This is a genomic window from Xylanimonas oleitrophica (assembly GCF_003244315.1).
In the GTDB taxonomy this organism is placed as follows: Bacteria; Actinomycetota; Actinomycetes; order Actinomycetales; family Cellulomonadaceae; genus Xylanimonas_A; species Xylanimonas_A oleitrophica.
On sequence record NZ_QKWH01000002.1, the window covers coordinates 124,939 to 150,005 of the forward strand.

Below are 25,067 nucleotides of genomic sequence, written 5' to 3' on the forward strand. Positions count from 1 at the left end.
GGCATTGTACGAAACTCGATCATGATTGTACGACTTCATCGCCCAAGGGGGCGTCCTGCTCCAGGTTGTCGCCGGTGTCGCCTTCGGGGAGCACCGTCTCGGCGCCTTCCATGCTATTTGTTCGCAGATCGTCGAGAGTATCGACCGGTGTATTGCGAAACTCGACATGGCCGGAGTCGGGGAGGTAGATGCCGGATGGCCAATCAGGCTTACCCAGGCACTCCCTGCAGAGGTTCACCACGTCGATCGGTTCGACAGTTTCTGAGTGGATCCTCGCCATCGCAACATACACGGAATCAAGACTGTGCCGATCGAGGGCAAATAGCGGATACTCTCGGCCATTCCAAACACCCTTGAACTCGCGAGAGTCGAGGAGCCGGAGATCGGAAACAGGGAACTCGTTGCGCACACCACTGTCGACGGCGCATTGTGCCAGTGCCCATGCGGTCTCTACGGATAGGGTGAAGTATCGATTTGAGCAGGCCGACAGCACCCGAAAGCCGGTGTCGATAGAGGGGCCGAAGTAGTCGTACAGATAGTTCGGCGACCGCGTCGTGAGTGCCTCGTCGTTTAGTTCTACGACACCCTTGTCCGACTTCTCGATTGTCGGATCCCGCGGTATGGAACTCTCGCTGTCTGGGCCAGGGAAGGTGGCGATAAATGCACCGCCCTTGGTCTTCATGCCGACATCCCGCAAGGGGCCCTTCTCGTACGCGTCCATGGTCTCAACCCAGATTCGGGTGGCGCGAAACACGTCCGTTTCCGTTGTGACGGGAGTCGTAAAGATCAGTTCGTCACCGACAGGCTTCCAAAGATCAAACCCAGGCGCGTACTTCTTCTCTAGCGTCAGTTCGCCGAGAATCTGAGGGAACTCCCGATAAAACGAAAGGAAGGCTTCCTGCCATAGAGGCTCGCGCTGCTTATATTGGGTCGAGCCAACAAGGTCGCAGGACAGAAAGAGTAGCGATCGCGGAGTTGCTTTCGTCATCGGAGACCAAGAACCTGCGCGCGCACCTCCACGGCGGCGGGCGACACTTCAAGAATTCGGGCAATTGCGTGTGTGTCGCCTCTGAGCCGGGCGTAGGTCTTTCGAAACGGTTCCGCTGGCATCAACAACGAAGCGGCAAAGACGTTCGCCTGCGTCTCCACATCGTTCCTCTCGCCACGGCCAAATATGGCGCCGTCTGCTCGCTTGGCGTGCAGATAGTGCAGGAAGTAGTGACCTAACTCGTGTGCGATCGTGAAGCGATCTCGACGCGACGAGGTCACGCGCGGAAGGTAGATCACGAACTGGCCTTCGCGAATGACACGGAGCGACTCTCTGGTATCTCCGATTGCGATCGATCCGCCCAGTTCTCGTACGAGTGCGCGCACGTCGGCGGTACCGGCACGGTCGTAGATGTTGTAATGCTCGCCAATGCGCTCGGCGTATTCGCGTATTGCCGCATTAGACAACCGTGTCGGCTCGGCGGCGAGGGACGACATGGGCACCTCCCGGCTTGTGGGACCTCATTATAGGGTCGCCTGGAGGCGCCCCGCAGCAGGCTACGCCGCGCCTCCACGAAAGAGAATGCCACCACTGACAGGCCTCGTTCGCTGGAAGCGGCGCTGTGTGGCTGGGAGTCGCTGGTCCGGTTGCGAACGATCGGAGACCCAGTGAAAGAGCCGGGCCGCGCGGACGTGATGGTGCTCACCGCCGAGCTGCCTCGTACGTGTGCCCCGCGGCGCGCAGCCGCTCGACCAGCGCGTCCCCGATGCCGGTGGCCGGCGTGAGCGAGCCCGCCCTGTCCGGCAGCCGGCCCCCGTCGAACGCCAACGCCAGCGCCGACTCTCCGAGCATCACGGAAGTCGCCGCGTACCCAGGATCCCCAGGCCCGGCGGCGACAGCCTCGTAGCGTTCGCCGGCCGCCGTCACCGCCCGGAGCTCCATCCGGAACCACCCGGTGCGCCGCGTCTCCTCGTCGGGACCCCTCCCAGAGCCAGGCAGCACCCGGTCGAGCAGCGCCCGGGCGGGCGGCACGGCGAACGCCGCCCCGGCGACGCCCAGCCCGGCCGTCAGGCCGAACGCCCTGAACGCCCCGCGAATGCCGCGGCCCACACCCGCGACCTCCCCGTACCGGAGATCCCGCCCGTAGGCCCAGCCCTGCAGGGCGTTCGACCGTCGCACCACCCGGGTGTTGACGGAGGCCATGGGGAAGGGCGCCACCCAGCGGCCGTCCGTCAGCCGGCTCGGACCGGGGGAGTCGGCCGGCTGGGGTGTGTCCGGCTCGGCGTCGCGGTCCGGGCTGAGCGCGTATGGGTCGGCGAGCAGCCGCCGCACGGACGCGTCGTGCGCGGCGAGCTCGACGAGGCCGCGCATCGACGCCACGGTTCCGCCGCTGACGCCGCCGCGGGCTCGCGCCACCGTCAGCACGTGGCCGAGCGGCCCGGCGCCGTCGGCCTCGACGCGCCGGTGCAGGGTCAGCACGGCCAGGTCGGACGGGACGGAGTCGTACCCGCAGCAGTGCACCAGCCGCGCCCCGGACGCCCGTGCGACGGCGTCGTACCGGTCGGCCGCCTGGCGGATGAAGGGCACCTCGCCGGTGAGGTCCGCGTAGTGCGTCCCCGCCCGTGCGCAGGCCTCCACCACCGGCAGGCCGTGGCGCAGGTACGGCCCCACCGTGCTCACGACGACGCGAGCAGAGCCCGCCATCGCCGCCAGCGACGCCGGGTCGGACGCGTCCGCCACCAGCACCGGCCAGTCCTGGCCGCGGGCCGGAAGATCGGCGCGCGCCTGCTCGACCTTCTCGCGTGTGCGCCCCGCGAGGGCGATGCGCGCGTCGTCGGGTGCGTGCTCCGCGAGGTGGGCGGCGACCAGCCGCCCGACGAAGCCGCTGGCGCCGAAGACGACGATGTCGTGGTCGCGGGGGTTGCTCGTCATCCGGGATGGTCCCCCCGCCGCGGGCCGCGCCGCAACCGGCGGCACGGACGTCAGGTCGCCAGCAGCTCGCCGACGAGCGCCGGCACGGCCTCGTCGATCGGTTCGCGCAGCACCTCGGTCGCCAGCCGGTCGTACGGGGTCGGCTGAGCGTTGACGACGACGAGGTCGGCGCCGGCCTCGAGCGCGAGCATCGGCAGGTTCGCCACGGGGTAGACGGTCAGGGACGTCCCGATCGCGATCATGAGGTCGCACTGAGACGCAGCCTCAGTGGATCGGCTCAGGGCGTCGGCGTGCAGCAGCTCGCCGAAGTAGACGATGTCGGGCTTGAGGATGCCGCCGCACTCGGGGCACCGGGGGTCGGGCTCGGTGGCCAGCCGCTCCAGCACCGCTGCCGTCTCGCGCTGCCACCCGCACCCCATGCAGGACGTCGTGCGGAGGGTGCCGTGCAGCTCCACCACCTTGTCGGGGGAGTGCCCGGCAGCCTGGTGCAGCCCCTCGAAGTTCTGCGTGAGCACGGTGCCCAGCACGCCGGCCTCCTCGAGCGAGACCAGGGCTCGGTGCGCCGCCGTCGGCTCCGCCCGCCATGCCGGGTGCCCCGCCCACTCTCGCCAGCCGGCCTCGCGGACCGCCGCGTCCGCCCGGTAGGCGTCGATCTCCAGCAGCCGCGCCTGCTCGGGGCGGCGGGTCCACACCCCTTGCGGCCCGCGGAAGTCCGGGATGCCGGAGCCGGTGGAGATCCCGGCGCCGGTGAGCACGGTGACGTTCACACGGTCACGCTAGGGGGTGGCCGAGCGTCCCGGCACGGTGTCTCGGGATGAGGGGCATATCCTCACTCGGTGACCACGAGTGAGACCGAGTTCCACCCTGCCCGCGTGTCCATGCAGGTGCGGTGGTCGGACGTGGACCTGTTCGGCCACGTCAACAACGCCGCGTTCCTGCGCTACCTGGACGACGCGCGGTTCTCGGCGTTCACGCGCATGGGGGTCGACGAGCTGGGGGCGCTGACCGAGGCGCTGCTCGTGGTCGTGAAGCACGAGATCGACTACCGCGCCCCGCTCACGTTCACGCAGGTGCCGGTGGTGGTCGAGGTGTGGGTGCCGCGCATCGGCCGCTCGTCGGTGGACTTCTGCTACCGCGTGACGTCGGGGGAGACGGAGCACCTGGTGGCCCGCTCACGGATGGTGCAGCTCGACCGGGACACCCACCGGCCGCGCCCCTTCACCGACGAGGAGCGCACGGCGTTCGAGGCTCACCCCGGCCCGGAGCTGGATCTGCGCTCCTGGTAGCGGCGAAATTCAGCCGAGCTCTCGCCGCATGATCCACCGCTGCCGGTGCCCGCTGTGCCCGGTGGTGGGTGCTGCCCGCTCGAACCCGTGCGCCTCGAACAGCCGCGTGGTGCCCACGTAGGCCGAGATGGTGTCCACGCGCTCGGTGCCTTCGGCGTCGACCGGGTAGCCCTCGATCACCTCGGCACCGTGCGCGCGGGCGTGCTCGACGGCGCCGTCGAGCAGGTGGTGCATCAGCCCGCGGCGCCGGAACCCGGCCCGCACCACGAAGCAGACCGCCACCCAGGCGTCGCGCTCGTCGAGGAACGGGATGGTGCGGGAGTTCATCAGGCGCCGGTACGTGGAGCGCGGTGCCACCGAGCACCAGCCGGCGACGTCGTCGTCCACGTACACCAGCACGCCCGGCCCGGGCTCGGACGAGCACTCGGCCCGCATGTAGCCGGGGCGTTCGAGGTTCTTCACCCGGGAGTCGCGGTAGCTCACGCACCAGCAGCCGCCGGCGTCGGGCCTCTTCGTCCCGACCACCTCGGCGAAGTCGTCGAACCGCCCGACGGCGGGGCGGACCTCGATGGTCATGCGCGCCACCGTAGGCCCGCCCGCCCACACGGGCGCGCTACAGCACGCGCTCGGGCCGTGCCAGGATCCCGGGCACCAGCCGCGCGGCCACCGACGCGCCCGCCCGCACCAGCGCGAACCCGGCCACGAACACCAGCGCCACCACGGCCACGGCCACGGGCTGCACGAGGATCGCCGCCCCCAGGATGGGCAGCACCAGCACCGCGGAGACGACGGCGGACCCCACCACCACGGTGGCCAGCACGGACATCACGGACCGGCGGGACGCCTCGGCCAGCACGGTGCGGGGCACGCCCAGCCGGTCGAGCGAGACCAGCACCCGACCACGGTCGATCGTGGTGGCGGCCTGGTTGATGGCCACGGTGCAGGCCACCATGAGGAACGACGCGACGAGCGTGACGAACACGCCGGTGCGGATGTCCTCGAAGAGCCACGCCTCCTCGCCGGTCATCTCGCCGCCAGCGGCGTTGACCAGAGCGAGCCCGGCTCCGGCAACCACGCCGACGAACGTGGTCACCGAGACGCCGGCCACCTGCCGCCACGCGGCCTTCGGGTCCTCGAGGATGGTGCGCGCGGCGAGCAGCCGCGGCACGGTGGTCGCCTTGCGGTGCAGGCGCCGGGCGCGCACGCGCACGTACCAGGGGCCGACGGCGTCGAGGGCCAGCAGGCCGCCGCCGAACGCCATCGCGACGGCGACGAGGATGGCGAGGAACCCGCCCAGCTGGCCGAGGGTCCCGAGCCCCGCCATCGCCGCCACCCCCGCGAGCACGACGACGAGGGCGACGACTGCGCGCCGGCCCCGGGCGGTGCCGGGCTGCTGCCGGGTGCGCACGCCGAGCGGCGTCAGCACCACCTTGCGCAGCCCGACGGCGGCCGAGAGCGCCGCGGCGAGCGCCACGGCGGCCCAGACGAGCGGCAGCCAGTACCAGGCGAGCCACATCTGCGAGCCGACGGGCTGCCCGGCGAACCGCAGCAGGCCCACCAGCGGGGCGGTGGCGGCGTAGAGGGCGGTGCCGGCCAGCGCTCCGGCGAGGGCGACGGCGGCGGCCTCGAGCACGGTCAGCAGCGACACGGTGCCGGTGGTGGCCCCCAGCAGGCGCAGGGAGGAGAGGCGTTCGTCGCGGCGTCGGGCGGACAGGCGTGCGGCGGCGGCACCCAGGGTGAACAGGGGCACCACGAGCAGGGCCAGCGCGAGCACGGCGAGCGCCTGGTAGGTGCCGGCGATGTCTCCGTCCATGCGGAAGAACACCTGGGAGCCGCCGAGCACGAGCAGGAGCAGCGCGGTGACGAGGGTGAAGGAGACGAGGGGGAGGGCGGCGGCGAGCCGGTCGCCGCCCTGGCGGCGGGCGAAGAGGCGCGCGAGGACGAAGGTGGTGCGCAGGTCGTTCATCGCCGGGCCTCGTCGTACGGGGCCGCGACGGTGGTGTGCTCGACCTGGCCGCCGCGGACGGTCGCGACGCGGTGCACGGCTTCCCCGCCGCCGGAGCCTCCGGCGCGGGCGGCCCGGCGCTCGTCGGCGACGACGCGCCCGTCGCGGAGGGTGACGACGCGGTCGGCGCGGGCGGCGACGCCGGGGTCGTGGGTGACGACGACGAGGGTGCGGCCCTGCGCGACGGCGGCGAGCAGCAGGTCGAGCACCTCGGCGCCGGTGGTGGAGTCGAGGGCGCCGGTGGGCTCGTCGGCGAAGATGAGGCGGGCGCCGGTCACCTGGGCGCGGGCGATGGCGACGCGCTGCGCCTGGCCGCCCGAGAGCTGGCCGAGGCGGCGGTGCTCCATGCCCTGCAGGCCCAGGTGGGCGAGCCACTGGGCGGCCTCGCCCTCGGCCTGGTGGCGCGGCACGCCGGCGAGCATGCGGGCGACGGCGACGTTCTCCAGGGCGGTGAGCTCGTCGAGGAGCAGGCCCTGCTGGAACACGAAGCCGAGCTCTTCGCGGCGCAGACGGGCGCGCCCGGCGTCGTCGAGGGCGTGCACGGCCACGGGACCGGAGGCGGCGGCGAGGGTCACGGTGCCCGCGGTGGGCCGCAGGATGCCGGCGAGGGTGTGCAGCAGGGTGGTCTTGCCGGAGCCGGAGGCACCCATGATCGCGACCGACTCGCCGGGCAGCACGTCGATGTCGACGGCGTCGAGGGCGGGGGTGGCGCTGCCCGGGTACTGCACGGTGAGGCCGCGGGCGGTCAGGATCGGTGTCATGGCTCCAGCCTGGCCGCGGAGGCCGTGGTGGCGCGTCGCCCCGCGAGCGGATCCTGGCGGCGGCGTCGTCATCCCAGAGTATGAGCGGCGGTCCACCGCTAGCGTGGCCGCATGCCGCTCTCCGACGTCGAGCCGCAGCTCGACTCTGCCGACCCCGCCGCCCAGCTGATCGCCTACCTCGACTACTACCGCGGGGTGGTGGAGCGGAAGATCACGGGGCTGTCCGAGGAGGAGCTGACCACGAGCCGCCTGCCGTCCGGGTGGACGCCCCTGGAGCTGCTCACCCACCTGGTGCACATGGAGCGCCGCTGGTTCGTGTGGGGCTTCCTGGGGGAGCAGGTGCCCCAGCCGTGGGGTGACCACGCCGGGGGAGACCCGGAGGCTCCGTGGCAGGTGCCGGACGGCGCCACGGCAGCGTCCCTCCTGGCGGCGCTGCACGAGGGCGGTCAGCGCACGCGGGCGGTGCTGACGACGTCGGACCTGGCCGAGCGCGGCGCGGACGGCGGGCGGTTCGCGCACGAGCCGGCGCCCACGCTGGCCTGGATCGGGTTCCACGTGCTCCAGGAGTACGCACGGCACGCGGGGCACCTCGACGTCGCCCGGGAGCTGGCGGACGGCGCCACGGGCGAGTGACCCGCGCCGTCAGGCGTCGGCGTCGGCGTCGGCGTGCGAGATCTTCTCCAGCTGGCGCCACACGAGGGCGAGGGTGATCCCGGCGCCCACGAACGCGAACCAGAACGGGGCGGTGAGCCCCCAGCGCTCGGCGATGAGGCCGCCGAGGCCCTGGCCCACCACCATGCCGCCGAACACGCACATGACGTAGACGGAGCTGACGCGCCCCTGGAGGCGCTGGGGCACGGCCCGCTGGCGCACGGTGTTGGAGACCGTGCCCCACACGAACGCGTAGGCACCGAACTCGACCATGATGGCGATGGCGAGCCAGCCGGTGGTGGTCAGGGCGAGGGCCAGGTGGGTGAGCACCTCGAGCAGGAGGCACACGCGCATGACGGCGGCGAGGGTGAAGCGCTTCTCGATGCGTCCGTAGAGGGCGGTGCCGACGAGGCCGCCGACGGCGGCGGCGGTCGTGAGCAGGCCGTAGCCGACCTCGCTCATGCCGAGGTGGTCGCGGGACCAGAGCACGAGCACGGCCCAGGCGGCGGCCCAGGTGACGTTGAACGAGAGGATGACGAGCGCGAGGGTGCGCACGGGGGCGTTGGCCCAGATCCAGCGCAGGCCCTCGGCGATGTCACGGCGCACGTGGGTGGGTTCGCCGTCGCGCACCTGGAGCAGGCCGGGGGCGCCGTCGGGGGCGGGGGACGCGGAGATGCGGGCCACGAGGACGACGGCGAGGGCGACGCACACGACCTGCACGACGAAGGGCCACACGGCGCCGGCGGCGAAGAGGAACGCGCCGACGGGCGGGCCGAGGAGCTGGTTGCCGGTGAGGAACCCGGCCTGGAGCCGCTGGTTCCCGGTGCCGAGGTCCTTCCTGGCGACGAGGGAGGGCAGCAGGGTGGAGGAGGCGGTGTCGGCGAACACCTCGGCGACGCCGTACAGGAACATGGCGGCGAGCACGACGGTGACGTTGACGGTGCCGGTGGCGATGGTGGTGCAGAGGGCGGCGACCACGAGGGCGCGCAGGGCGTTGGCGACCATGACGACGCGGCGGCGGTCGAGGCGGTCGGCGAGGGCGCCCGCCCACAGACCGAGCACGAGCCAGGGCAGGCGCTGGAGCATGGCGGCCATGGCCACGAGGAACGCCGAGCTGGTCTGGGAGGCGACGAGGAGGGGGCCGGCAGCGAGGGCGATGCCGTCGCCGACGTTGCTGGTCCACGACGACGTGACCAGCCAGCGGAAGGGGCGGCCCATCCGCGGCGGGAACAGGATCTCGACCGCACGGCTCACGTGGGGAACCGTATGCCACCCCGTGCCCGGCGCTGCAAAGCATTTCACCTGCGGAAATGTTCGAGTGGCGGTTGACGTCAAGCCGAGGTAAGGGCCAGACTCTCTTCTGGCAGCGCGCATCGCCCGCCCCCTGCGCGGTGCGCGCTGCCCTCGACCGGGTCTTTCCCGGCGCGATGCCCTTCGGACCCCCTGCCGAAGGGCATCGTCGTATCCGGGACCTGCACCGCCGCGCGGTCGCGTGCCTGCCGCGCCGCGCCGCTGCGAACCCACGGCGTGGTGCCGTTCACCGCCTCCCGGCGTGCCGTCGCCACCAGGACGCCGCCACGCCTCTAGCGTGGCTGACGTGAACGCCGTCCGACGAAACTCCTCCGCGCGCGCGGCCCAGCCGTCGGCCGCGTCGTCGGCCCAGGACTCCCGCCCCGACGCGCCGGAGCGTCCGCGCCTCGTCACGCCCCCCACCCCTGAGGAGGCGGTGGCCCGCGCCCTGGAGGGCTGGCGCGAGCGGCTCGTCGACCAGGTCGGCGGGTCCACGCTGGCCGACGTCGGCCTGCTCGGCGAGGCGGTCGTCGACCTGTCCGCGGCGCACCCTTCGGGCGTGGCCCAGCTCTTCGCAGGCCGCCCCACGCGCCTGTCCAACCTGATCCGCGAGCGCGCCGCGCTCCCCGCCGCCCGCCGCCGGGCGCGCGCCGTCGCCTCCCGCTCGGCCGAGCACGCCCAGCGCTACGGCCTGGCCCCCACCTACCTCGCGATCGGCGTCGCGACGTGGACGGAGCCGGTCGACGAGCCGGACCCGGCCGACCACCCGTCGCAGGACGTCGCCGCGCTCGCTCGGGTCGCGGGCCGCCGTGCGCCCCAGGCGCTGCCGACGGCTGCCGACGACACCGAGCTGGTGCTCACCCAGTCGCTCCCGCTGGTCACGATGTCCGACGCCGGCCGGATCGAGCTGCCCGGCCTGACGGCGGGCGCCGGCACGGCCGACGGCCGGCGCGCCGGAGAGCTCGACCGCTCGACCGAGGGTGCCGCGCGCATCCGGGTCGTCCACGCCCCGGTGCTGCTGCGGCCCGTCACCCTCACCCCGCGCGGGGAGGGCGAGGGCGACTACGACCTCACGCTCGAGGCGACCGCCGAGATCAACCCGGTCGTCGCCCGCACGCTGCGCGCCCGGGGTGCGCTGCTCGACCCGGCGGCCCTCGCTCAGGCCACCTTCTCGATGGGCGGGTTCGACCCCACGGACGTGCTCGACCGCATCGGCGCGCTGGGCGACGCCGTCCTCGAGGGCTTCGAGCTCGACCGCCGCATGCTCGTGGGCACGTTCGTGCACCCCGGCCAGGCGCTGGTCGACGACGTCGACGAGCTCGCCCCCACCCTGGTGCGGCACGAGGTCGTGGCGGCGCTCGCGGGCGTGGAGGCGGCGGCCGAGGCGATCGGCTCGCTCGACGTCCCCGCGATGCCCGGCGGCGACCCCGAGCCTGCGTACGAGCGGGGCGTGGGCGACCTGGACCCGCACCAGCGGCACGTGGTCGACGCTCTCGCCACGGGTGGTCACCTGTACGTGGACGCTCCTGTGGGGGCGGACGTCGCGGGCACCGTGGCCGCCATCGTGGCCGAGGCCACCGCGGCGGGCCGCTCCGTGCTGTACGTGACGGGGCACCGCCGTGCCGCGGACGCGCTGGCCGCCCGCCTGGGCGCCCTCGACCTCGAGGGCCTGCTGCTGGACGTGCCGCCGATCCCGACGTGGCGCCAGGACGTGGCCCGCCGCCTGCTGTCCGCGATGGCCACGGAGCCGGAGCGGTACGACGAGGAGGGCATGGCCCGCCTGCGCGACGCGCTCATCGGCGCGCGGGCCCAGCTCTCGGCGTACATCACCGCGCTGCACCAGGTGCGCGCCCCCTGGCAGGTCTCCGCCTACGACGCGCTCCAGGCCCTGGCCCGCCTCACGTCCGAGCGGCCCTCGCCGTCGACGGCGGTGCGCCTGGCCCCGCAGACGGTGCTGGCGCTCGACGCCGAGCACCGCCGCGCGGTGGCGGCCGACCTGGAGCGGGCCGCCGCGCTGGGCGCCTTCACCCTGCGCTCGACCTCGACGCCCTGGTACGGCGCGCCGCTGCTGACTGACGAGGACGCCCACGAGGCGCTCGTGCGCGTCAACCGCCTCAAGGACACGACGCTGCCGCAGCTGCGCCGCCAGGTCGCCTACGTCACCGAGGTGACGGGCCTGACGCCGCCGACGACGGTGCGCCAGTTCGGCGAGCAGCTGCAGATGCTGGGCGGCATGCGCGGCACCCTGGACCTGTTCCACCCGATGGTGTTCGAGCGCACGGCCGCCGACCTGGTGCAGGCCACCGCCTCGCGCCGGTGGCGGTCCGAGCACGGTGTCGAGATGGGCTGGTTCACGCGCCGGCGGCTGCGCAAGCGGGCCAAGGACATGGTGCGTCCCGGCATCCGCGTGCCGGACATGCACGCGGCGCTGTGCGAGGTGCAGGCGCAGCGGGAGATCTGGTCCCAGCACTCGGAGCGGGGCGGCTGGCCCACGCTGCCCGAGGGGCTGGCCACCATCGAGGACACCCACGAGGCCGTGCGCATCGACCTCGACGCGCTCGAGCCCGTGCTCGGCCCCACGCCCCTCGGCGGCGGCCTCCAGGACGTGACCCTCGACGTCCTCGCCGACCGCCTCGAGCGGCTGTCCGCCGACGCCGAGGCCCTCGACACCCTGCCCGAGCGGACGGCGTCGCTGCGCCGGGTGGTCGCGGCCGGCGTCGGCGAGCTGGTCGAGGACCTGGCTGCCCGCCGCGTCGAGCCGCACCTCGTGGCCGCCGAGCTGGAGCTCGCCTGGTGGAGCTCGGTGTTCGAGCAGATCCTCGCCGCCGACCCGGCCCTCGCCGGCCAGGACGGCGCCGGGCTCGACGCCCTCGCCCGCCGCTTCCGCGAGCTCGACCGCGCGCACGTCGCCTCCCTGTCGGCACCCGTGCGCGCCGCGGTGCGCGCTCATCTCGGCGCCGCCATGCGCGACGACCGGGACGGTGCCGAGGCGCTGTTCACCGAGCTGGTCGAAGGCCGCCTGACGTCGCTGCGCGAGCTGGCCACCCGGCACGGGGACGTGCTGCGGCGCCTGCGCCCCGCCGTCGTCTCCACCCCGACGCTCGTGCCCCACGTGCTGCCCGCCACCCGCACCGTCGACCTCGTGGTGCTCGACGCGGTGCAGCACGTGCCGATCGAGGCCGTGGTGCCCGCCGTCGCGCGCGGCCGGCAGATCGTCGTCGTCGGCGACACGCGCTCGGCGTCCGGCTCGGCCGTGCCCGAGCTCGCCGGGGTGCTGCCCACCGTGACGCTGCAGCCGCGCGAGTCGCGCCGCGACCCCGAGCTGACGCGCCTGCTCGCCCGCCACGGGTACGCGGGCCTCGTGCGGCCCGCGCCCCTGCCGCGTGCCGAGGCGCTCGTGCACCTCGACCTCGTGGACGGGGCCGGCATGCCCGACCCGGCGTCCGGCACCGTCGAGTCCACGCAGGCCGAGGTGGACCGTGTCGTCGAGCTCGCCATCGAGCACGCCCTGACCCGGCCCGAGGAGACCCTCGGCATCGTCACCGTGACGGCCGTGCACGCCGACCGTATCCGCGAGGCGCTGCTGGCCGAGGTGCGCGCCAACGCCGCGCTCGCCCCGTTCTTCTCCGGCTCGCGGCCCGAGCCCGTCGTCGTCGCAGACATCACCGGCGTCTCCGGGCTGTCCCGCGACGCGATCGTGCTGTCGCTCGGCTTCGGCCGCACGCCCCACGGGCGAGTGCTGCACCGGTTCGGCGTGCTGGGGGAGGACGGCGGCGACGCCATGCTGCTCGGTGCGCTCGGCGCCACCCGCAAGCGCCTGCGCGTGGTCAGCTGCTTCCCCGCCTCCGACCTCGACCCCGAGCGCCTGCGCGGCGCCGGCCCCCGGCTGCTGGCCGAGGTGCTCGACTTCGCCCAGCAGCGCTCGGCCGTCGCCGACCAGGTCCAGCTCGGCAACGGCGTCGACGTGTCCAGCACCCCCGACCGCCTGGTCGTCGACCTCGGCGAGCGCCTGTGGCGCCTCGGCTACCTGGTCGAGACCGACTACGGCCTGCCCGACGGCGACCGCATCCCGCTCGTGGTCGGCCACCCCGACCTGCCCGGTGAGCTGCTCGTCGCCGTGCTCACCGACGACGCCGCGTACGTGGCCGAGCCGTCGGTGCGGGTGCGGGACCGCCAGCTCGCGGAGCGGCTCGAGCGGCTCGGCTGGGTGGTCACCCAGGTGTGGAGCGCTGCCGCGTTCCTCGACCCCGACGGCGAGGCCGACCGCGTACGCCGGTTGGTGCAGCGTGTGCGCGACGAGCGCATCGGCACCGCCGGTGGGCTGGTGCCGCCGCGCGAGATCGTGGTGCCCGTGCTCCCCGTCGAGGACGACGTCGCCACCGAGGCGTTGGTGCCGGACGGCGACGGGCTCGTCGCCGAGAGCCTCGCAGGCGGCACCCAGCCGGTGGCAGGGGAGCCGGACGAGGGGCAGGCCGGGGGGGCCGCCGGGGCCGAGCTCGCGCGCCGCACGCCCGGCCCCGTGCCGGCTGCCGACCGCGTGCCGGTCGACGACGTTCCGGCAGACGGTGTGCCGACCGACCCTGGCACCGGGACCGCCGCCGTCGGGCAGGAGCCGTAGGGAACGACCGACCGCAGCCCCTCGCGGGTGCTCCGGCCCGGTCCGCCTCACGACGGGCCGGGCCGGAGCCGTCCCGCGGAGGGCGCGGGGACGGGGAGCGCGGGGGGACAATCATGGGTGTGAGCGAGAACGCCGGACAGCCGGAGAGCCCCCCGCCCGCGGCGCGCCCGGAGGCGGAGCAGCCCGCAGCCCCGCGCCGTCGTCACCGTCGCGTGGTGCGTCAGGGCACGGAGCGGGAGGCGGTGCTGGGCGTGCCGTCGGACGAGCGTGGCGGCCACGGCGAGAACGACGACCGCCTGCTCAGGGACGTGCCGCCGCACTGGGGCCGCCGGTAGCACGGCACCGAGGCCCGGGCGGTGCGCGGCCGGGCCTCGGCGCCGGGGTCGGCTAGGCCCTGAGCGCGCGGAAGAGGCTCTCGAGCTCCTGTTCGCCCTCGCGCGTCTGGGCGCCACCCGCCAGCCCGGACCCCATGAGCTCTGCGGTGGCGGGCCGGAAGACGAGGCCGGACCAGGCGTCGTTCTCCCGTGCTAGTCCTTCCGCGTGGTCCGTGGGGCGGATCGCGTGCTTCGCGGCTGCCACCACGCCGTCGGGGAGGGCTGCGATGTTCTCGGCCAGGCGGTCGACGAACTGGTCGAGCTCGTCGTCGGGCAGGGCGCGGTTGATCCAGCCGTACCTCTCGGCGGTGCGGGCGTCGAAGAGGTCGGCGCCGAGCACGATCTCCAGGGCGCGGTTCCGGCCGACGCGCTCGGTGAGGTACTGGGTGGCCCCGCCGCCGGGGACGATCCCCATGAGGGCCTCGATCTGGCCGAGCCCGGCCGTACCGATGGCCGCGAACGCCATGTCTGCGGCCGCGACGAGCTCGGCGCCGCCTCCGCGTGCCTTGCCGGCGAGCTTCACGATGGTGACCTGCGGCTGGCGACGCAGCTGCTCCCCGACCGCCTGGAAGACGTTGACGCCCTCCGGCAGGTCGGCCATGAGCCCGGCGAGCGACTCCGGCGTGGCCGTCATGTCGACGTGGGCGAGGAAGAAGTCCGGGTCGGCACTGGCGAGCACGACCACACGCACGGTGTCGTCGTCCGCGAGCGTGTCGAGCAGGTGCCGCAGGTCGGTCATGACCGCGACGCTCAGGAGGTTGATCGGCGGGTTGTCGATCGTCACCTCCATGACCGCGCCTGTCCGCTTCAGCCGCAGCGTCTGGTATCCACTGTCGTTCAACTGTCCACTCCTGGTATGCGATGAGACCTTGGTTCCTCTTGCATACCGATGGTGAGATGGACCAGAGAGCGCGTCAATGACGCACTCTGGGCATACCAGGGATCGTGGAGGGTACCGACATGGCCACAGGCTCCGTCTACCAGGACGTCTCAGAGCACGACGTCTCGTTCCGCTCGGACTGCCCGAGCCGGCCGATCCTCGACCAGATCGCCGACAAGTGGTCGATGATGGTGATGGCGGTCCTGGTGAGGCCGCGACGGTTCAACGAGATCAAGCGACGGCTCGAAGGCGTCACCCAGCGTGTGCTGACGCAGACGCTGCGGCGGCTCGAGCGCAACGGGATGATCGAGCGGCGCGTGCTGCCCACCTCACCGGTCGGCGTCGAGTACTCCTTGACCCCGCTGGGGGAGTCCCTGCGCGAACCGTTCGGTCACCTGTACGACTGGACGGTCGCTCATGCCCCCGAGATCCAGTCGCACCAGCGCGACTACGACGAGCGCGCCCAGCGCTGAGCCTGCCGGTACGCCGAGGACTGGCGCCCGGGCCTGACGCTCAGGCCTGGGGGCCGGAGGGCGGGCTGTTGGGGGTGCTGCGGCCGGACTGCGCGGCGAGCAGGTCGCGGATCTCCTGCAGCAGCAGCACGTCCTCCGCGGGAGCCTCGGGCTCCGGCTCCTCGCCGGACTTGCGCAGGTTGGAGAGCCGGTTGATCGGCAGCACCACGAAGAAGTAGAGGGCGGCAGCCACGATCAGCAGGTTGATGACCGCGGTCAGGATGGCGCCGAAGGCGATGACCGACGGCTCCACCATCTCGCCGTCGATGCCCTCGTAGGCGCCGCGGATCTCCCACTGCCACACCGAGGAGAAGTCGGGCTGGCCGAAGATCGCGCCGATGAGCGGGTTGAGGAAGTTGTCCACGAGGGACGTGACCAGCGTGGTGAACGCGGCGCCGACCACGACGCCGACGGCGAGGTCGATGGCGTTGCCGCGGAGCACGAACTCCTTGAAGCCGTTGAGCACGCTTCGCATGGTGGGTCCCCTCTGGTGGTCCGGGTGCGGCGGGAGCCGTACGGGCTCCCGGGCAGGAGCCGTCCGCTCGGATTGTTGACGGGTCCGGGCGGTACCGCAACGGCAGGCCGTGCGGCGCGGGGTGCTCAGGGCACGAGCACCGCGGCCACGGTGCCGCTGCCGGACGCCGCCGACAGGGCCGGGGCGTCGTCGGGAGCGACGGCGACGAGCGTGACGGGGGCCGGGCCGCTGCTCGCGGCGGGGCCGGCGAGGAGGCCGCCGGACCCGCCGGCGTCGGGGGCCGTGCGGGTGGCGCCGGGCAGCACGAGGGCGCGGCGGGCGAGGTAGGCGTGGCCGCTGGCGTCGTCGTCGGGCCCGACGACGTGCGCAGCGGTGGTCACGAGGTCCACGCGGTCGCCCGGGCGCAGCAGGGCGGTCGCCGCGGCGTCGAGCCGCACGGGCACGACGACGGTGCCGGCCGGAGCCTGCGCCACGACGTCGCCGCCGGCGACGAGGGCCGCGGACAACGGCATTCCGGCCTCGATCGGGACAGCGGGCACGCGCCCGACGGCGTCGGCGGGGTCGCTGAGCACGTCGGCCGGGACGAGGGTGGCGGGCAGCTGCCGCACCTCGATGTCGCCGTGCGCCACCTGCGCGCCCGGGGCGAGCCGGTGCGTGGGCACGACGACGTCGCGGACGGGGAGCGGTTCGGGGCGCAGCGCCTCCACGGTGCTGGTGGCGGCGATGCCGCAGCAGAGCGCGACGACGGCGAAGCGGGAGCGCCACAGCAGACGGCGCAGCGCCCGGCCGTGGCGGTGCGGGCTGGTGCCGGTGGTGCCGGTCGGGGGCGCAGGCGGGGTGTCTCGGCGGGGCCACATGAGCCGGACGGTAGGGGTGCCCGGCTGCGTCCCGGGGTGCCGTCCGCGCCGGCCTGTGCACGCAGGGGCCGGCGGTGGTGCTGGGGGCAGCGCCTGGGGGCGAGACGACGACGGCGCGCCCCGGGAGGACCGGGGCGCGCCGTCAGGTCACGGAGGAGCAGACGTCAGGCGGACGCCTTGGAACCGCTGCTGCTCGACGAGGTCGAGGAGCTGGACGAGCTCGAGGACGAGCCCGACGAGCCGCGCGAGTCGGTGCGATAGAAGCCCGACCCCTTGAACGTGACGCCCACGGACCCGTACTGCTTGCGCAGGGCGCCGCCGCACTCGGGGCACTCGGTCAGGGCGTCGTCGCTGAACGACTGGTGGATGTCGAAGGCGTGGCCGCAGTCGGCGCACCGGTACGCGTAGGTGGGCACGGGCTCTCCTCGGAAGACGGACTCGTGGCGGGTGCGGCGGCGGCTCGGGGACCCGTGCCTCTGGCACTCGCGCTTACCGAGTGCCAATGATACGCGCGCGCCGGGCATCCGTGGGCGTCGCGGTAGTCTCGCCTGCGTGTCCGCCCCCACGACGCCCGCCGAACCGTCCGAGCAGTCCCCGACGCCCGCGCCGAGGCGGAGCAGGAGCAGACTCCGCCGGGCCGTCGTCGGCATCGCCGTCATCGTGCTGCTCGCCATCGTCGCCACCGTGACGTTCACGGCCGTGGTGATCCGCCGGCCGCTGCCCGAGACCTCGGGCAGCCTCCAGCTCGACGGGCTGGAGCGCGAGGTCACCGTGACGCGCGACGAGCAGGGCGTGCCGCGCATCTACGCCGACACCGCCGAGGACCTGTTCCGCGCCCAGGGCTACGTCCAGGCGCAGGACCGCTTCTTCGAGATGGACTACCGCCGCCACGTGACCTCCGGGCGCCTGGCCGAGCTGGTGGGCGACGTGCCGGCCGCCATCGAGGCGGACAAGGTGGTGCGCACGTTCGGCTGGCGCCAGGTGGCCCAGCAGGAGCTCGACCTGGTCTCGGACGAGACGCGCTCCTACCTGCGGGCGTACGCCGAGGGCGTCAACGCCTACCTCCAGGGCCGTGACGCCGGCGACATCGCCTTCGAGTACACGGTGCTCGGCACCACCGCCCAGGTGGAGCCGGAGCCGTGGGACCCGGTCGACTCCCTCGCGTGGCTCAAGGCGATGGCGTGGGACCTGCGCGGCAACTACGACGACGAGCTGGACCGGGCGCTCGCGTACTCGACCCTCGACGACGTCGCCCTCGTGAACGAGCTCTTCCCGCCCTACGAGCAGGGCGGGAACGCGACCGTGCTCGACCCGGCCGACCTCCCGGAGAGCGAGTCCGGTGGGGCCGGGGCGCCGGTCGACGTGGCGACGGCCCAGACGACGTCGTCCCCCGCGGGCCCGAGCGTGCGCGGGGCGCGGGTCGACGACGCCCTGGCGTCCGCGCGGGCCGCCCTGGAGGCCGTGCCGGTGCTGGTGGGCCGCGGTGAGGGCACGGGCTCCAACGCCTGGGTGGTCTCGGGCGAGCACACGTCGTCGGGCGCGCCGATGCTGGCCAACGACCCTCACCTGGCGCTGGGCGCGCCCGGCATCTGGGCCCAGGTGGGCCTGCACTGCACCACCGTGGGCGCTGACTGCCCGTTCGACGTCGCCGGGTTCTCGTTCGCCGGGTTCCCCGGCGTGATGATCGGCCACAACGGCCAGCTCGCGTGGGGCCTGACCAACATGGGCGCCGACGTCACCGACTTCTTCGTGGAGCGGGTGCGTGGCGAGACGTACCAGCGCGGCGAGGAATGGGTGCCGCTCGAGGTGCGCCGGGAGACCATCCGCGTGGCCGGGTCGGCGGCGGTGGACATCGACGTGCGCTCCACCGTGCACGGTCCGGTGATCTCCGACGTGCTCGAGGTGGGAGCCGTGACGGGCGCGCCGTCGGCCGCCGGCACCGCGCTGGGCAGCTACGCCGTCTCGCTCGCGTGGACGGCGCTGACCCCCGGGCGCACGGCCGACGCCGTCTTCGCGCTCAACACGGCGCAGGACGCCGAGGACGTCCGCGAGGCAGCCGCCCTGTTCGACGTGCCGGCGCAGAACATCGTGTTCGCGACCGCCGACGGCCACATCGGGTACCAGGCCCCGGGACGCATCCCCGTGCGTGCGGAGGTGCCGGGCAGCCCGGTCCCCTCCGACGGATCCTGGCCGCGCGACGGCCGCGACCCCGCCTACGACTGGCAGGGGTGGGTTCCGGCCGAGCAGATGCCGCGGGCGCTGGACCCCGAGAGCGGGTTCATCGTCACCGCCAACCAGGCGGTGCTGCCCGCGGGAACCGGCCCGTTCCTCACGAACGACTGGGACTACGGGTTCCGCTCGGAGCGCATCCGGGCCCTGCTGACCCAGCAGATCGACTCGGGCCGGCCGTTCGGGGTGGAGGACTTCAACAACATCCAGAACGACGACTGGAGCCCCTACGCCCAGGTGCTGCTCCCGGCGCTGCTGGACGTGCAGCTCGACGACGACTACGACGCGGCCGGTCAGGAGCTGCTGCGCGGCTGGGACGGGCGCATGGCCGCCGACTCGGCGCCCGCCGCGTACTTCGCCGCCGTGTGGCGCAACCTGCTCCAGGCCACGTTCTGGGACGACCTGCCGCAGGACATGCGGCCCGACGGCGGCGACCGGTGGCTGGTGGTGCTGCGCACCATGCTGGAGAACCCCGACGACCGCTTCTGGGACGACCGCTCGACGCTCAACGTGGTCGAGTCGCGCGACGAGATCCTCACGCAGGCGCTCGTCTCCGCCCGGCGGGACATGACGGTGGAGATGGCCAAGGACCCCAGCCGCTGGAGCTGGGGCAAGCTGCACACCCTGCGCCTGGAGCACCCGATCCTCGGCGGCGAGGGCGTGCCCGGCCTCGTGCGCGAGCTGGTGAACCCGTCGCCGGTGGAGATGTCCGGCTCGTCCTCGGTGGTCAACGCGACCGGGTGGGACGCGGGCACGGGCAGCTTCGCCGTGCGCACCGGTCCCTCGATGCGCATGGTCGTGGACCTGGGGGACATCGACGACTCGACGTGGGTGACCGTGACCGGCACCTCCGGCCACCCGGCGTCCAAGCACTACGCCGACCAGCTCGGTGCGTGGGCGGAGGGGCGCACCTTCCCGTTCGCGTTCACGCGGGACGCTGTCCAGGAGACGGCCCGCGAGGAGCTCACGCTCACGCCGTGACCGGTCCGGTGGGCTGACGGCGCGCTGCGCCCGTCAGCCCACCGGTCGCCGCCTGTCCACGAGGCTCAGCGCAGCGTGTGCCAGCCCTCCGGGGTGGCGACGGCGTCGACGGGGATGTCGTGCTCCTCCGAGGGCAGCGGCCGCTCGGCCGCGTCGTAGACCTCCTCGGGGAACACCATCGCGACGACGGTGACGCCGTCGCGCTTGAGCTCGAGCACGCGGTCGTACCAGCCGCCGCCCTGCCCGAGCCGCACGCCGCGGCTGTCGACGGCGAGCGCTGGGGCGATGACGACGTCGGCCTCGGCGACGGCGTGCGCGCCGAGCGCGGGACCCGGCGGCTCCGGCGGGCGGCCGGGGGCACGCTCGCGCAGCTCGTCGGGGCCGGTGTACTCGGCCCAGTCGCGGGCCAGGCCAGCCCCCAGCACGGGCAGCAGCACCCGCGCCCCGCGCGCCGCGAGGCGTTCGAGCAGCACGCCGGTGCCGGGCTCGGTGGTGCGGGCGGCGTAGGTGGCGACGCACACGGCGTCGCGCACGGCCGGCACCGTCTCCAGCACGTCGGCGAACGCGACCGCTGCCTCCGCCCGCTGCCGTGAGGTGCGGGCGGCGCGCTGCGCCCGGATCGCGCGACGCAGCTCGTCCTTCGCGTCAGCGGTCTCCATCCCGGTGATCAGCGGGTACGGCTGGTGCGTGCTGCTGCCGTTGGGGTCGCCGCGCATGCCCTCATTGTGTCAGTCTCCGTCCCACACGATCGACGGCGGGACGAGGGGGACCGGTGGCACGATCGACGGCGCACGACAGGACGAGAGGGCTGACAGCCGTGACGAAGGCGTGGCCGGTGACCCTTCGCGAGGACTCGACGCGGGGCTCCGTGGTGCTGCGACCGCTGCGGCGGCGTGACGGCAACGACTGGATGCGCCTGCGCGCCGAGAACCATGCGTGGCTGGAGCCGTGGGAGGCGACGTCGCCCGGTGGGCAGTCGGCCAGCGCGACCTTCGGCGAGTACGTGCGCCTGCTGGGCCAGCAGGCGAGGTCGGGCTCGACGCTGCCGTTCGCCGTCGAGCTCGACGGCGCGCTGGTGGGCCAGCTGACGGTGTCCTCCATCACCTACGGGTCGTTGTGCTCCGGCTCGATCGGGTACTGGGTCTCGCGCGACGTCGCCGGACGCGGGGTGATCCCGACGGCGGTGGCCATGGCCACCGACTACTGCTTCGCGGTGCTGGGCCTGCACCGGGTCGAGATCAACATCCGCCCGGAGAACGCCCGGAGCCTGCGCGTGGTGGAGAAGCTGGGGTTCCGCGACGAGGGGCTGCGGCGCCGATACCTGCACATCCAGGGGGAGTGGCGCGACCACCGCACGTTCGCGCTGACCACGGAGGACGTGCCCGGCGGGCTCCTGGCCCGGTGGCAGCAGCGGCGCGACGCCGGGTGAGGCGGGTACCCGCCTGCGCACGGTCTTGACAGACACGCCGCGATCACTCCACGCGAGCGGCGCGTCGCTCGCCTAACGTCGTGGCGTGGAAACTCCGGCAGCAGGTCTCGCAGCGCTCGCGCTGTTCGTCCTGGTGCTCGGCTTCTGGGTGCCGCAGCGCGTGCAGCACCGGCAGCAGCTGCTCGACTCGCGTGCGGAGGACAGGTTCTCCGGCGGGCTGAGGGTGCTGGCGGTCGCCGCCGACGCCGGCTTCCGGGTGCCGGAGGCTCCCGCCCTGGGGCGGGGACCTGTGATGCTGCTCGACGTGGCCGACGGCGGCCCGGGGGCGGCACGGCCGTCGTCGGGGCTCCCGCAGCTGCCGGCAGGGTCGGGGAGCGGACGAGGGGAGTCATCGATGGTCGAGCCCAAGGCCGCCGAGGGGCGCACGCCGCGCCTGACCGTCCTGGAGCTGCGGGCGCAGCGCGCCCGCCGTCGTCTCACGCTCACGCTCGCCCTGCTGGTGGCCAGCGCCGCCGTGTGGGCGCTCGCGGCCACCACCTCTCTGCCCTGGTTCGCCGGCCTGGTGCCCACCGCGCTGCTCGTCGCCGTGCTGGTGCTCGGACGGGTGGCAGCCGTGCAGGCGCGCAAGGCGGACGCCCGCTGGGAGGCCGAGCGGCGTGCCGCCCAGCGCCGTGCCCTCGAGGCGCGGGCGCTCGCCGCCGGTGGGCCCCGCGCCCCCCGCAACCACGTGCGGGTGACGGGCCGTGCGGTGCACGGCTCGACCGCCCTGACGCAGATGATCCCGCGTGCCCGCGTCGTCGACGGCAAGGCCGAGGCCCCCGGTTCCGCGCCGGCCTCCCGGCCGACCCCACGCGTGCAGGGGACCGCCGAGGCGGCCCGCACGGAGCAGCCGGCAGAGGCGCCGTCGTCGGGCACCGCCGAGGCGCAGCCGGCCGAGCCCCCCGCGGAGCGTGCTACCAGCACCGCGCCCGAGCCGGGCGCGGCCTGGGAGCCGCGGCCGGTGCCGCTGCCCACCTACGTCACCAAGCCCGAGGCCCCCCGCCCCGAACCCAAGCCGATCTCGGGCACGACGCCGGCCGTCTCGACCGGGTGGTCCACCTCGCCGTGGCAGCGCGTCGAGGACAAGGGCGAGGACGTCGCCGAGGCGACGACGTCGTGGTCCCTCGGGGCGACGCAGGACGCCGCCCTCGGCCAGACGGCGACCCCGGCCCCGCACCGGGCGGCGACGTCGCTCGGCGAGCAGGGCGTGGCCGAGGCCGTCATCGAGGCGCTCTCGGCCGACTCCGAGCCGTACGAGCCGCGCGTCAAGACCGAGACGCTGGGCCTGCCGCTCGACCAGATCCTGGCCCGCCGCCGCGCCGCCGGGTGACGTGCGCCACCTGCGGCTCAGCAGGCCGGTGGCGATTTGCGATCCGGGCCGCCGCGGGTGTTAATCTAGGGCGCACCTTGGGGCTATGGCGCAGTTGGTAGCGCGTCTCGTTCGCAATGAGAAGGTCGGGGGTTCGAATCCCCCTAGCTCCACCACCGAGGGCCGCTGACCTGCCGACACCATTGTTGTCGGCAGGTCAGCGGCCTTTCGCGTGTGGACGGCACCGGGGCGCTCACGGTGGCCAGGACGCGGACCTGCGCCTGCTGCTTGCGGATCGCCGGGGACGTCGTGGCCACGTGCTCGTTGAACGCGACGTCGTCGTCGGCGGTCAGTGCGTACTCCAGCAGCACGGGGGCGATCCTTCCGGAGCCGGAGCGCTGCTCGGAGGGTCGGCGTCGTCCGGCGGCGGGGACCGGCCATCGGCCCTGGCAGGATCTCGGCCATGAGAACCAGCGTCTGCCGCGACGGCGTGGGTGCCGCCGCTCCCGTGCTCCGAGACCTGGCCCCGGCCGCAGCAGCGGCCCCGTCGACGGCGACGGAGGGCTGAGCGTGCATCCCTATGGGGTGGTCGCGCTCGCCGTGGGCGGGGCGTGCGCTTTTGGTGGTCTCTTCTTCCTGATCGGCTGGGTCCGCTCCCGCCGTGCACGGGACTGGGTGCGTGCCCGGGGCATGGTGATCAACCGCCGGACCGGCCTGCCCAGCGGATTCCCGTCGCAGTACCCCACGTTCGAGTGGTACGACGCGCACGGCCGCCGCCACCAGCACACGTCGTCGGTGCGGCAGTCCCCGGCTCCGTTCCCGGGCCGGCAGGTGGACGTGCTCTACGACCCGGCGAACCCGAGCCGGGCGCAGATGGACACGTGGGCTCAGTCCGGGCGTGCGTTCATGGTGGTCGGGATCGTCATCGCGTCGGTGGCGGTGCTGGGTGGTGCCTTCGCCGCGTTCGTGGTCTCGATGGTGCTGGAGGTGCGGCCCACGGGCTGAGCGGCCTCTGGGGAGGCGTAGGTTTGTTCTGATGTCTCGGGCAATCGTCGAGGAGACGTCGTCCCATCTCCCCGCCGACCTGGAGCAGCCGTGACCGAAGCGCGCACCCCGCAGCACCCCGCCCCGGTGGCGAGCGAGCCGCAGGAGCACCGGTCGCGCGACCGGCTGGGCCGGCTCAGGCGCGCGCTGAGCCGCGAGACCACGGGCGGCGCGCTGCTGCTCGGTGCGGCGCTGCTGGCGCTGGTGCTCGCGAACTCGCCGGTGCGCGAGTGGTACTTCCGGGTCTCCGAGGCAGAGCTGGGGTTCGGCCACCTGCACATGCCGGTCGCGGCCTGGGCGGCGGACGGCCTGCTGGCGGTCTTCTTCTTCACCGTGGGCGTCGAGCTCAAGCACGAGTTCGTGGCCGGCTCGCTGCGCAACCCCAGGGAGGCCGGCGTCCCGATGCTGGCCGCGGTGGGCGGCATGGTGATGCCAGCCCTGATCTTCACGGTGCTGGTGAACCTGCTGGGTGACCCGGGGGCGGTGGGCGGCTGGGCCATCCCGACGGCGACGGACATCGCGTTCGCCCTCGCCGTCCTGGCCGTGTTCGGCAAGGGGCTGCCGCTGGCGATCCGCACGTTCCTGCTGACGCTGGCGGTGGTCGACGACCTGCTGGCGATCGTGGTCATCGCGGTCTTCTACACCTCGGAGCTGCACCTGGGCTTCCTGGCCGCCTCGCTCGCGGTGGTCGTGGTGGCCGGTGCCGTGTTCCGCTCGCGCCGTCCCCGCTGGTGGCTGCTGCTGCCGCTCGGGGCGGTGGCGTGGGCGTTCATGCACGCGTCGGGCGTGCACGCCACGGTGGCCGGCGTGCTGCTGGGCTTCACCGTCCCGGCGGTCGTGGTGCACGGCGAGCGCGTGCCGCGCACCACGCACCACGAGCACGCGCTGCGGCCCTGGTCGCAGGGGCTCGCGCTGCCCGTGTTCGCGTTCTTCGCCGCGGGGGTGGACATCGTGGACGCCGGTGGCCTGGGGGAGATCCTGCGCCAGCCCGTGGTGCTGGCGATCACGGCGGGGCTCATCGTGGGCAAGTTCGCCGGCATGCTCGGCGTGACGGCGCTGGTCACCCGGTTCACGCCGTTGCGCCTGGCGCAGGGCATCGGCGTGCGGGACCTGCTGCCGATCGCGTTCCTCGCCGGCATCGGGTTCACGGTGGCGCTGCTGATCTCCGAGCTGTCGTACGGCCAGGGGTCGGAGCACACGGACGCGGCCAAGTTCGCCATCCTGGCCGCCTCCCTGATCTCCGCGGCGCTGGGGGCGGTGTGCCTGCGCTGGGACGCCCGCAAGGCCCGCTCGCAGGACATGAACCGGGACGGCGTGGCCGACGACGTCACCACGCTCATCGGCGACCCGGACGTCGAGGAGCAGCAGGCCGTGCGCGCCGACGAGAGGCCCGGTCCGCGCCCCTGA

General features: G+C 73.8%; 24 protein-coding genes and 1 tRNA gene. 11 read left to right on the top strand and 14 right to left on the bottom strand.

The annotated features are described in order from the left end of the window. Window positions 1–19 precede the first annotated feature (19 nt). From DNL40_RS04465 to DNL40_RS04480, 4 genes are all read right to left on the bottom strand, one after another. Entirely contained in the window at window positions 20–988 is a 969-nt protein-coding gene (locus DNL40_RS04465; protein WP_111250046.1) for a hypothetical protein, read from the bottom strand. Continuing rightward, on the bottom strand, window positions 985–1,485 hold the full coding sequence (locus DNL40_RS04470) for an ImmA/IrrE family metallo-endopeptidase (RefSeq protein ID WP_111250047.1): 501 nt from the start codon (window positions 1,483–1,485) through the stop codon (window positions 985–987). Before DNL40_RS04470 ends, DNL40_RS04465 begins: the two co-directional genes overlap by 4 nt. A gap of 205 nt (window positions 1,486–1,690) precedes the next feature. After that, window positions 1,691–2,920, bottom strand: a complete 1,230-nt coding sequence (locus DNL40_RS04475) for a saccharopine dehydrogenase family protein (protein ID WP_111250048.1) — start codon at window positions 2,918–2,920, stop codon at window positions 1,691–1,693. Window positions 2,921–2,970: 50 nt separating this feature from the next. Next, window positions 2,971–3,687: an SIR2 family NAD-dependent protein deacylase gene (locus DNL40_RS04480; protein WP_111250049.1), complete on the bottom strand. Its 717-nt coding sequence runs from the start codon at window positions 3,685–3,687 to the stop codon at window positions 2,971–2,973. A gap of 69 nt (window positions 3,688–3,756) precedes the next feature. Between DNL40_RS04480 and DNL40_RS04485 the strand changes: the two genes are divergently transcribed. Then, window positions 3,757–4,206: an acyl-CoA thioesterase gene (locus tag DNL40_RS04485; RefSeq protein WP_245885659.1), complete on the top strand. Its 450-nt coding sequence runs from the start codon at window positions 3,757–3,759 to the stop codon at window positions 4,204–4,206. Window positions 4,207–4,215: 9 nt separating this feature from the next. Here DNL40_RS04485 and DNL40_RS04490 read toward each other — a convergent pair whose 3' ends face one another. The 3 genes from DNL40_RS04490 to DNL40_RS04500 are packed head-to-tail and all read right to left on the bottom strand — an operon-like array spanning window position 4,216 to window position 6,972. Beyond that, a complete protein-coding gene (locus DNL40_RS04490; RefSeq protein WP_111250050.1) occupies window positions 4,216–4,782 on the bottom strand; it encodes a GNAT family N-acetyltransferase in 567 nt (188 codons plus the stop codon). 37 nt (window positions 4,783–4,819) lie between these two features. Beyond that, a complete protein-coding gene (locus DNL40_RS04495; RefSeq protein ID WP_245885660.1) occupies window positions 4,820–6,172 on the bottom strand; it encodes a permease in 1,353 nt (450 codons plus the stop codon). Continuing rightward, window positions 6,169–6,972, bottom strand: coding sequence for an ABC transporter ATP-binding protein (locus tag DNL40_RS04500; protein ID WP_111250051.1), 804 nt, complete (start codon window positions 6,970–6,972; stop codon window positions 6,169–6,171). The genes DNL40_RS04495 and DNL40_RS04500 overlap by 4 nt, the downstream gene beginning before the upstream one ends. A 111-nt stretch (window positions 6,973–7,083) precedes the next feature. On the opposite strand from DNL40_RS04500, the gene DNL40_RS04505 reads away from it, so the two are divergent. After that, window positions 7,084–7,605, top strand: a complete 522-nt coding sequence (locus DNL40_RS04505; protein WP_111250052.1) for a mycothiol transferase — start codon at window positions 7,084–7,086, stop codon at window positions 7,603–7,605. Between the two features lie 9 nt (window positions 7,606–7,614). Here DNL40_RS04505 and DNL40_RS04510 read toward each other — a convergent pair whose 3' ends face one another. Next, window positions 7,615–8,841: an MFS transporter gene (locus tag DNL40_RS04510; protein WP_111250255.1), complete on the bottom strand. Its 1,227-nt coding sequence runs from the start codon at window positions 8,839–8,841 to the stop codon at window positions 7,615–7,617. Between the two features lie 379 nt (window positions 8,842–9,220). Here DNL40_RS04510 and DNL40_RS04515 point away from each other — a divergent pair, with 379 nt between their 5' ends. Beyond that, on the top strand, window positions 9,221–13,531 hold the full coding sequence (locus tag DNL40_RS04515) for a hypothetical protein (protein WP_245885661.1): 4,311 nt from the start codon (window positions 9,221–9,223) through the stop codon (window positions 13,529–13,531). Window positions 13,532–13,650: 119 nt separating this feature from the next. Further along, window positions 13,651–13,866, top strand: coding sequence for a hypothetical protein (locus DNL40_RS16160; protein ID WP_146252018.1), 216 nt, complete (start codon window positions 13,651–13,653; stop codon window positions 13,864–13,866). 52 nt (window positions 13,867–13,918) lie between these two features. On the opposite strand, the gene DNL40_RS04520 is transcribed toward DNL40_RS16160, so the two are convergent. Next, the gene (locus DNL40_RS04520; RefSeq protein WP_218925997.1) at window positions 13,919–14,746 is read right to left on the bottom strand and encodes an enoyl-CoA hydratase/isomerase family protein; all 828 of its coding nucleotides are present in this window, start codon (window positions 14,744–14,746) and stop codon (window positions 13,919–13,921) included. 119 nt (window positions 14,747–14,865) lie between these two features. Here DNL40_RS04520 and DNL40_RS04525 point away from each other — a divergent pair, with 119 nt between their 5' ends. Beyond that, window positions 14,866–15,258 carry a winged helix-turn-helix transcriptional regulator gene (locus DNL40_RS04525; protein WP_111250054.1) on the top strand — a complete coding sequence of 131 codons (393 nt, stop codon included), beginning with the start codon at window positions 14,866–14,868 and terminating at the stop codon, window positions 15,256–15,258. Between the two features lie 40 nt (window positions 15,259–15,298). Here the strand turns inward: DNL40_RS04525 and mscL are convergent, their stop codons facing one another. The 3 genes from mscL to DNL40_RS04540 all read right to left on the bottom strand — a co-directional run bounded on the left by mscL (window position 15,299) and on the right by DNL40_RS04540 (window position 17,045). Then, complete coding sequence (gene mscL, locus DNL40_RS04530) at window positions 15,299–15,772, bottom strand: large conductance mechanosensitive channel protein MscL (protein ID WP_111250055.1); 474 nt, start codon at window positions 15,770–15,772, stop codon at window positions 15,299–15,301. Between the two features lie 125 nt (window positions 15,773–15,897). Further along, window positions 15,898–16,629 (bottom strand): SAF domain-containing protein, encoded by a 732-nt coding sequence (locus tag DNL40_RS04535; protein WP_111250056.1) that lies wholly within the window; start codon window positions 16,627–16,629, stop codon window positions 15,898–15,900. A 164-nt stretch (window positions 16,630–16,793) separates the two neighbouring features. After that, window positions 16,794–17,045, bottom strand: coding sequence for an FmdB family zinc ribbon protein (locus DNL40_RS04540; protein ID WP_111250057.1), 252 nt, complete (start codon window positions 17,043–17,045; stop codon window positions 16,794–16,796). Between the two features lie 136 nt (window positions 17,046–17,181). Between DNL40_RS04540 and DNL40_RS04545 the strand changes: the two genes are divergently transcribed. After that, complete coding sequence (locus DNL40_RS04545; RefSeq protein WP_179950933.1) at window positions 17,182–19,839, top strand: penicillin acylase family protein; 2,658 nt, start codon at window positions 17,182–17,184, stop codon at window positions 19,837–19,839. A gap of 65 nt (window positions 19,840–19,904) precedes the next feature. Here DNL40_RS04545 and DNL40_RS04550 read toward each other — a convergent pair whose 3' ends face one another. Next, window positions 19,905–20,555, bottom strand: a complete 651-nt coding sequence (locus tag DNL40_RS04550; RefSeq protein ID WP_111250058.1) for a 5-formyltetrahydrofolate cyclo-ligase — start codon at window positions 20,553–20,555, stop codon at window positions 19,905–19,907. 101 nt (window positions 20,556–20,656) lie between these two features. On the opposite strand from DNL40_RS04550, the gene DNL40_RS04555 reads away from it, so the two are divergent. From DNL40_RS04555 to DNL40_RS04565, 3 genes are all read left to right on the top strand, one after another. Then, window positions 20,657–21,268, top strand: a complete 612-nt coding sequence (locus tag DNL40_RS04555; protein WP_425450757.1) for a GNAT family N-acetyltransferase — start codon at window positions 20,657–20,659, stop codon at window positions 21,266–21,268. An 85-nt stretch (window positions 21,269–21,353) separates the two neighbouring features. Beyond that, on the top strand, window positions 21,354–22,637 hold the full coding sequence (locus DNL40_RS04560) for a hypothetical protein (protein WP_111250060.1): 1,284 nt from the start codon (window positions 21,354–21,356) through the stop codon (window positions 22,635–22,637). A 79-nt stretch (window positions 22,638–22,716) separates the two neighbouring features. Beyond that, window positions 22,717–22,792: transfer RNA gene (locus tag DNL40_RS04565), tRNA-Ala, on the top strand. Here DNL40_RS04565 and DNL40_RS16340 read toward each other — a convergent pair. After that, complete coding sequence (locus tag DNL40_RS16340; protein ID WP_179950934.1) at window positions 22,781–22,987, bottom strand: hypothetical protein; 207 nt, start codon at window positions 22,985–22,987, stop codon at window positions 22,781–22,783. The two genes, DNL40_RS04565 and DNL40_RS16340, sit on opposite strands and share 12 nt — an antisense overlap. A 199-nt stretch (window positions 22,988–23,186) precedes the next feature. Here DNL40_RS16340 and DNL40_RS16345 point away from each other — a divergent pair, with 199 nt between their 5' ends. Together DNL40_RS16345 and nhaA are read left to right on the top strand one after the other, a co-directional pair. Next, a complete protein-coding gene (locus DNL40_RS16345) occupies window positions 23,187–23,621 on the top strand; it encodes a DUF3592 domain-containing protein (protein WP_179950935.1) in 435 nt (144 codons plus the stop codon). Window positions 23,622–23,711: 90 nt separating this feature from the next. Continuing rightward, complete coding sequence (gene nhaA / locus DNL40_RS04575; RefSeq protein ID WP_111250062.1) at window positions 23,712–25,067, top strand: Na+/H+ antiporter NhaA; 1,356 nt, start codon at window positions 23,712–23,714, stop codon at window positions 25,065–25,067.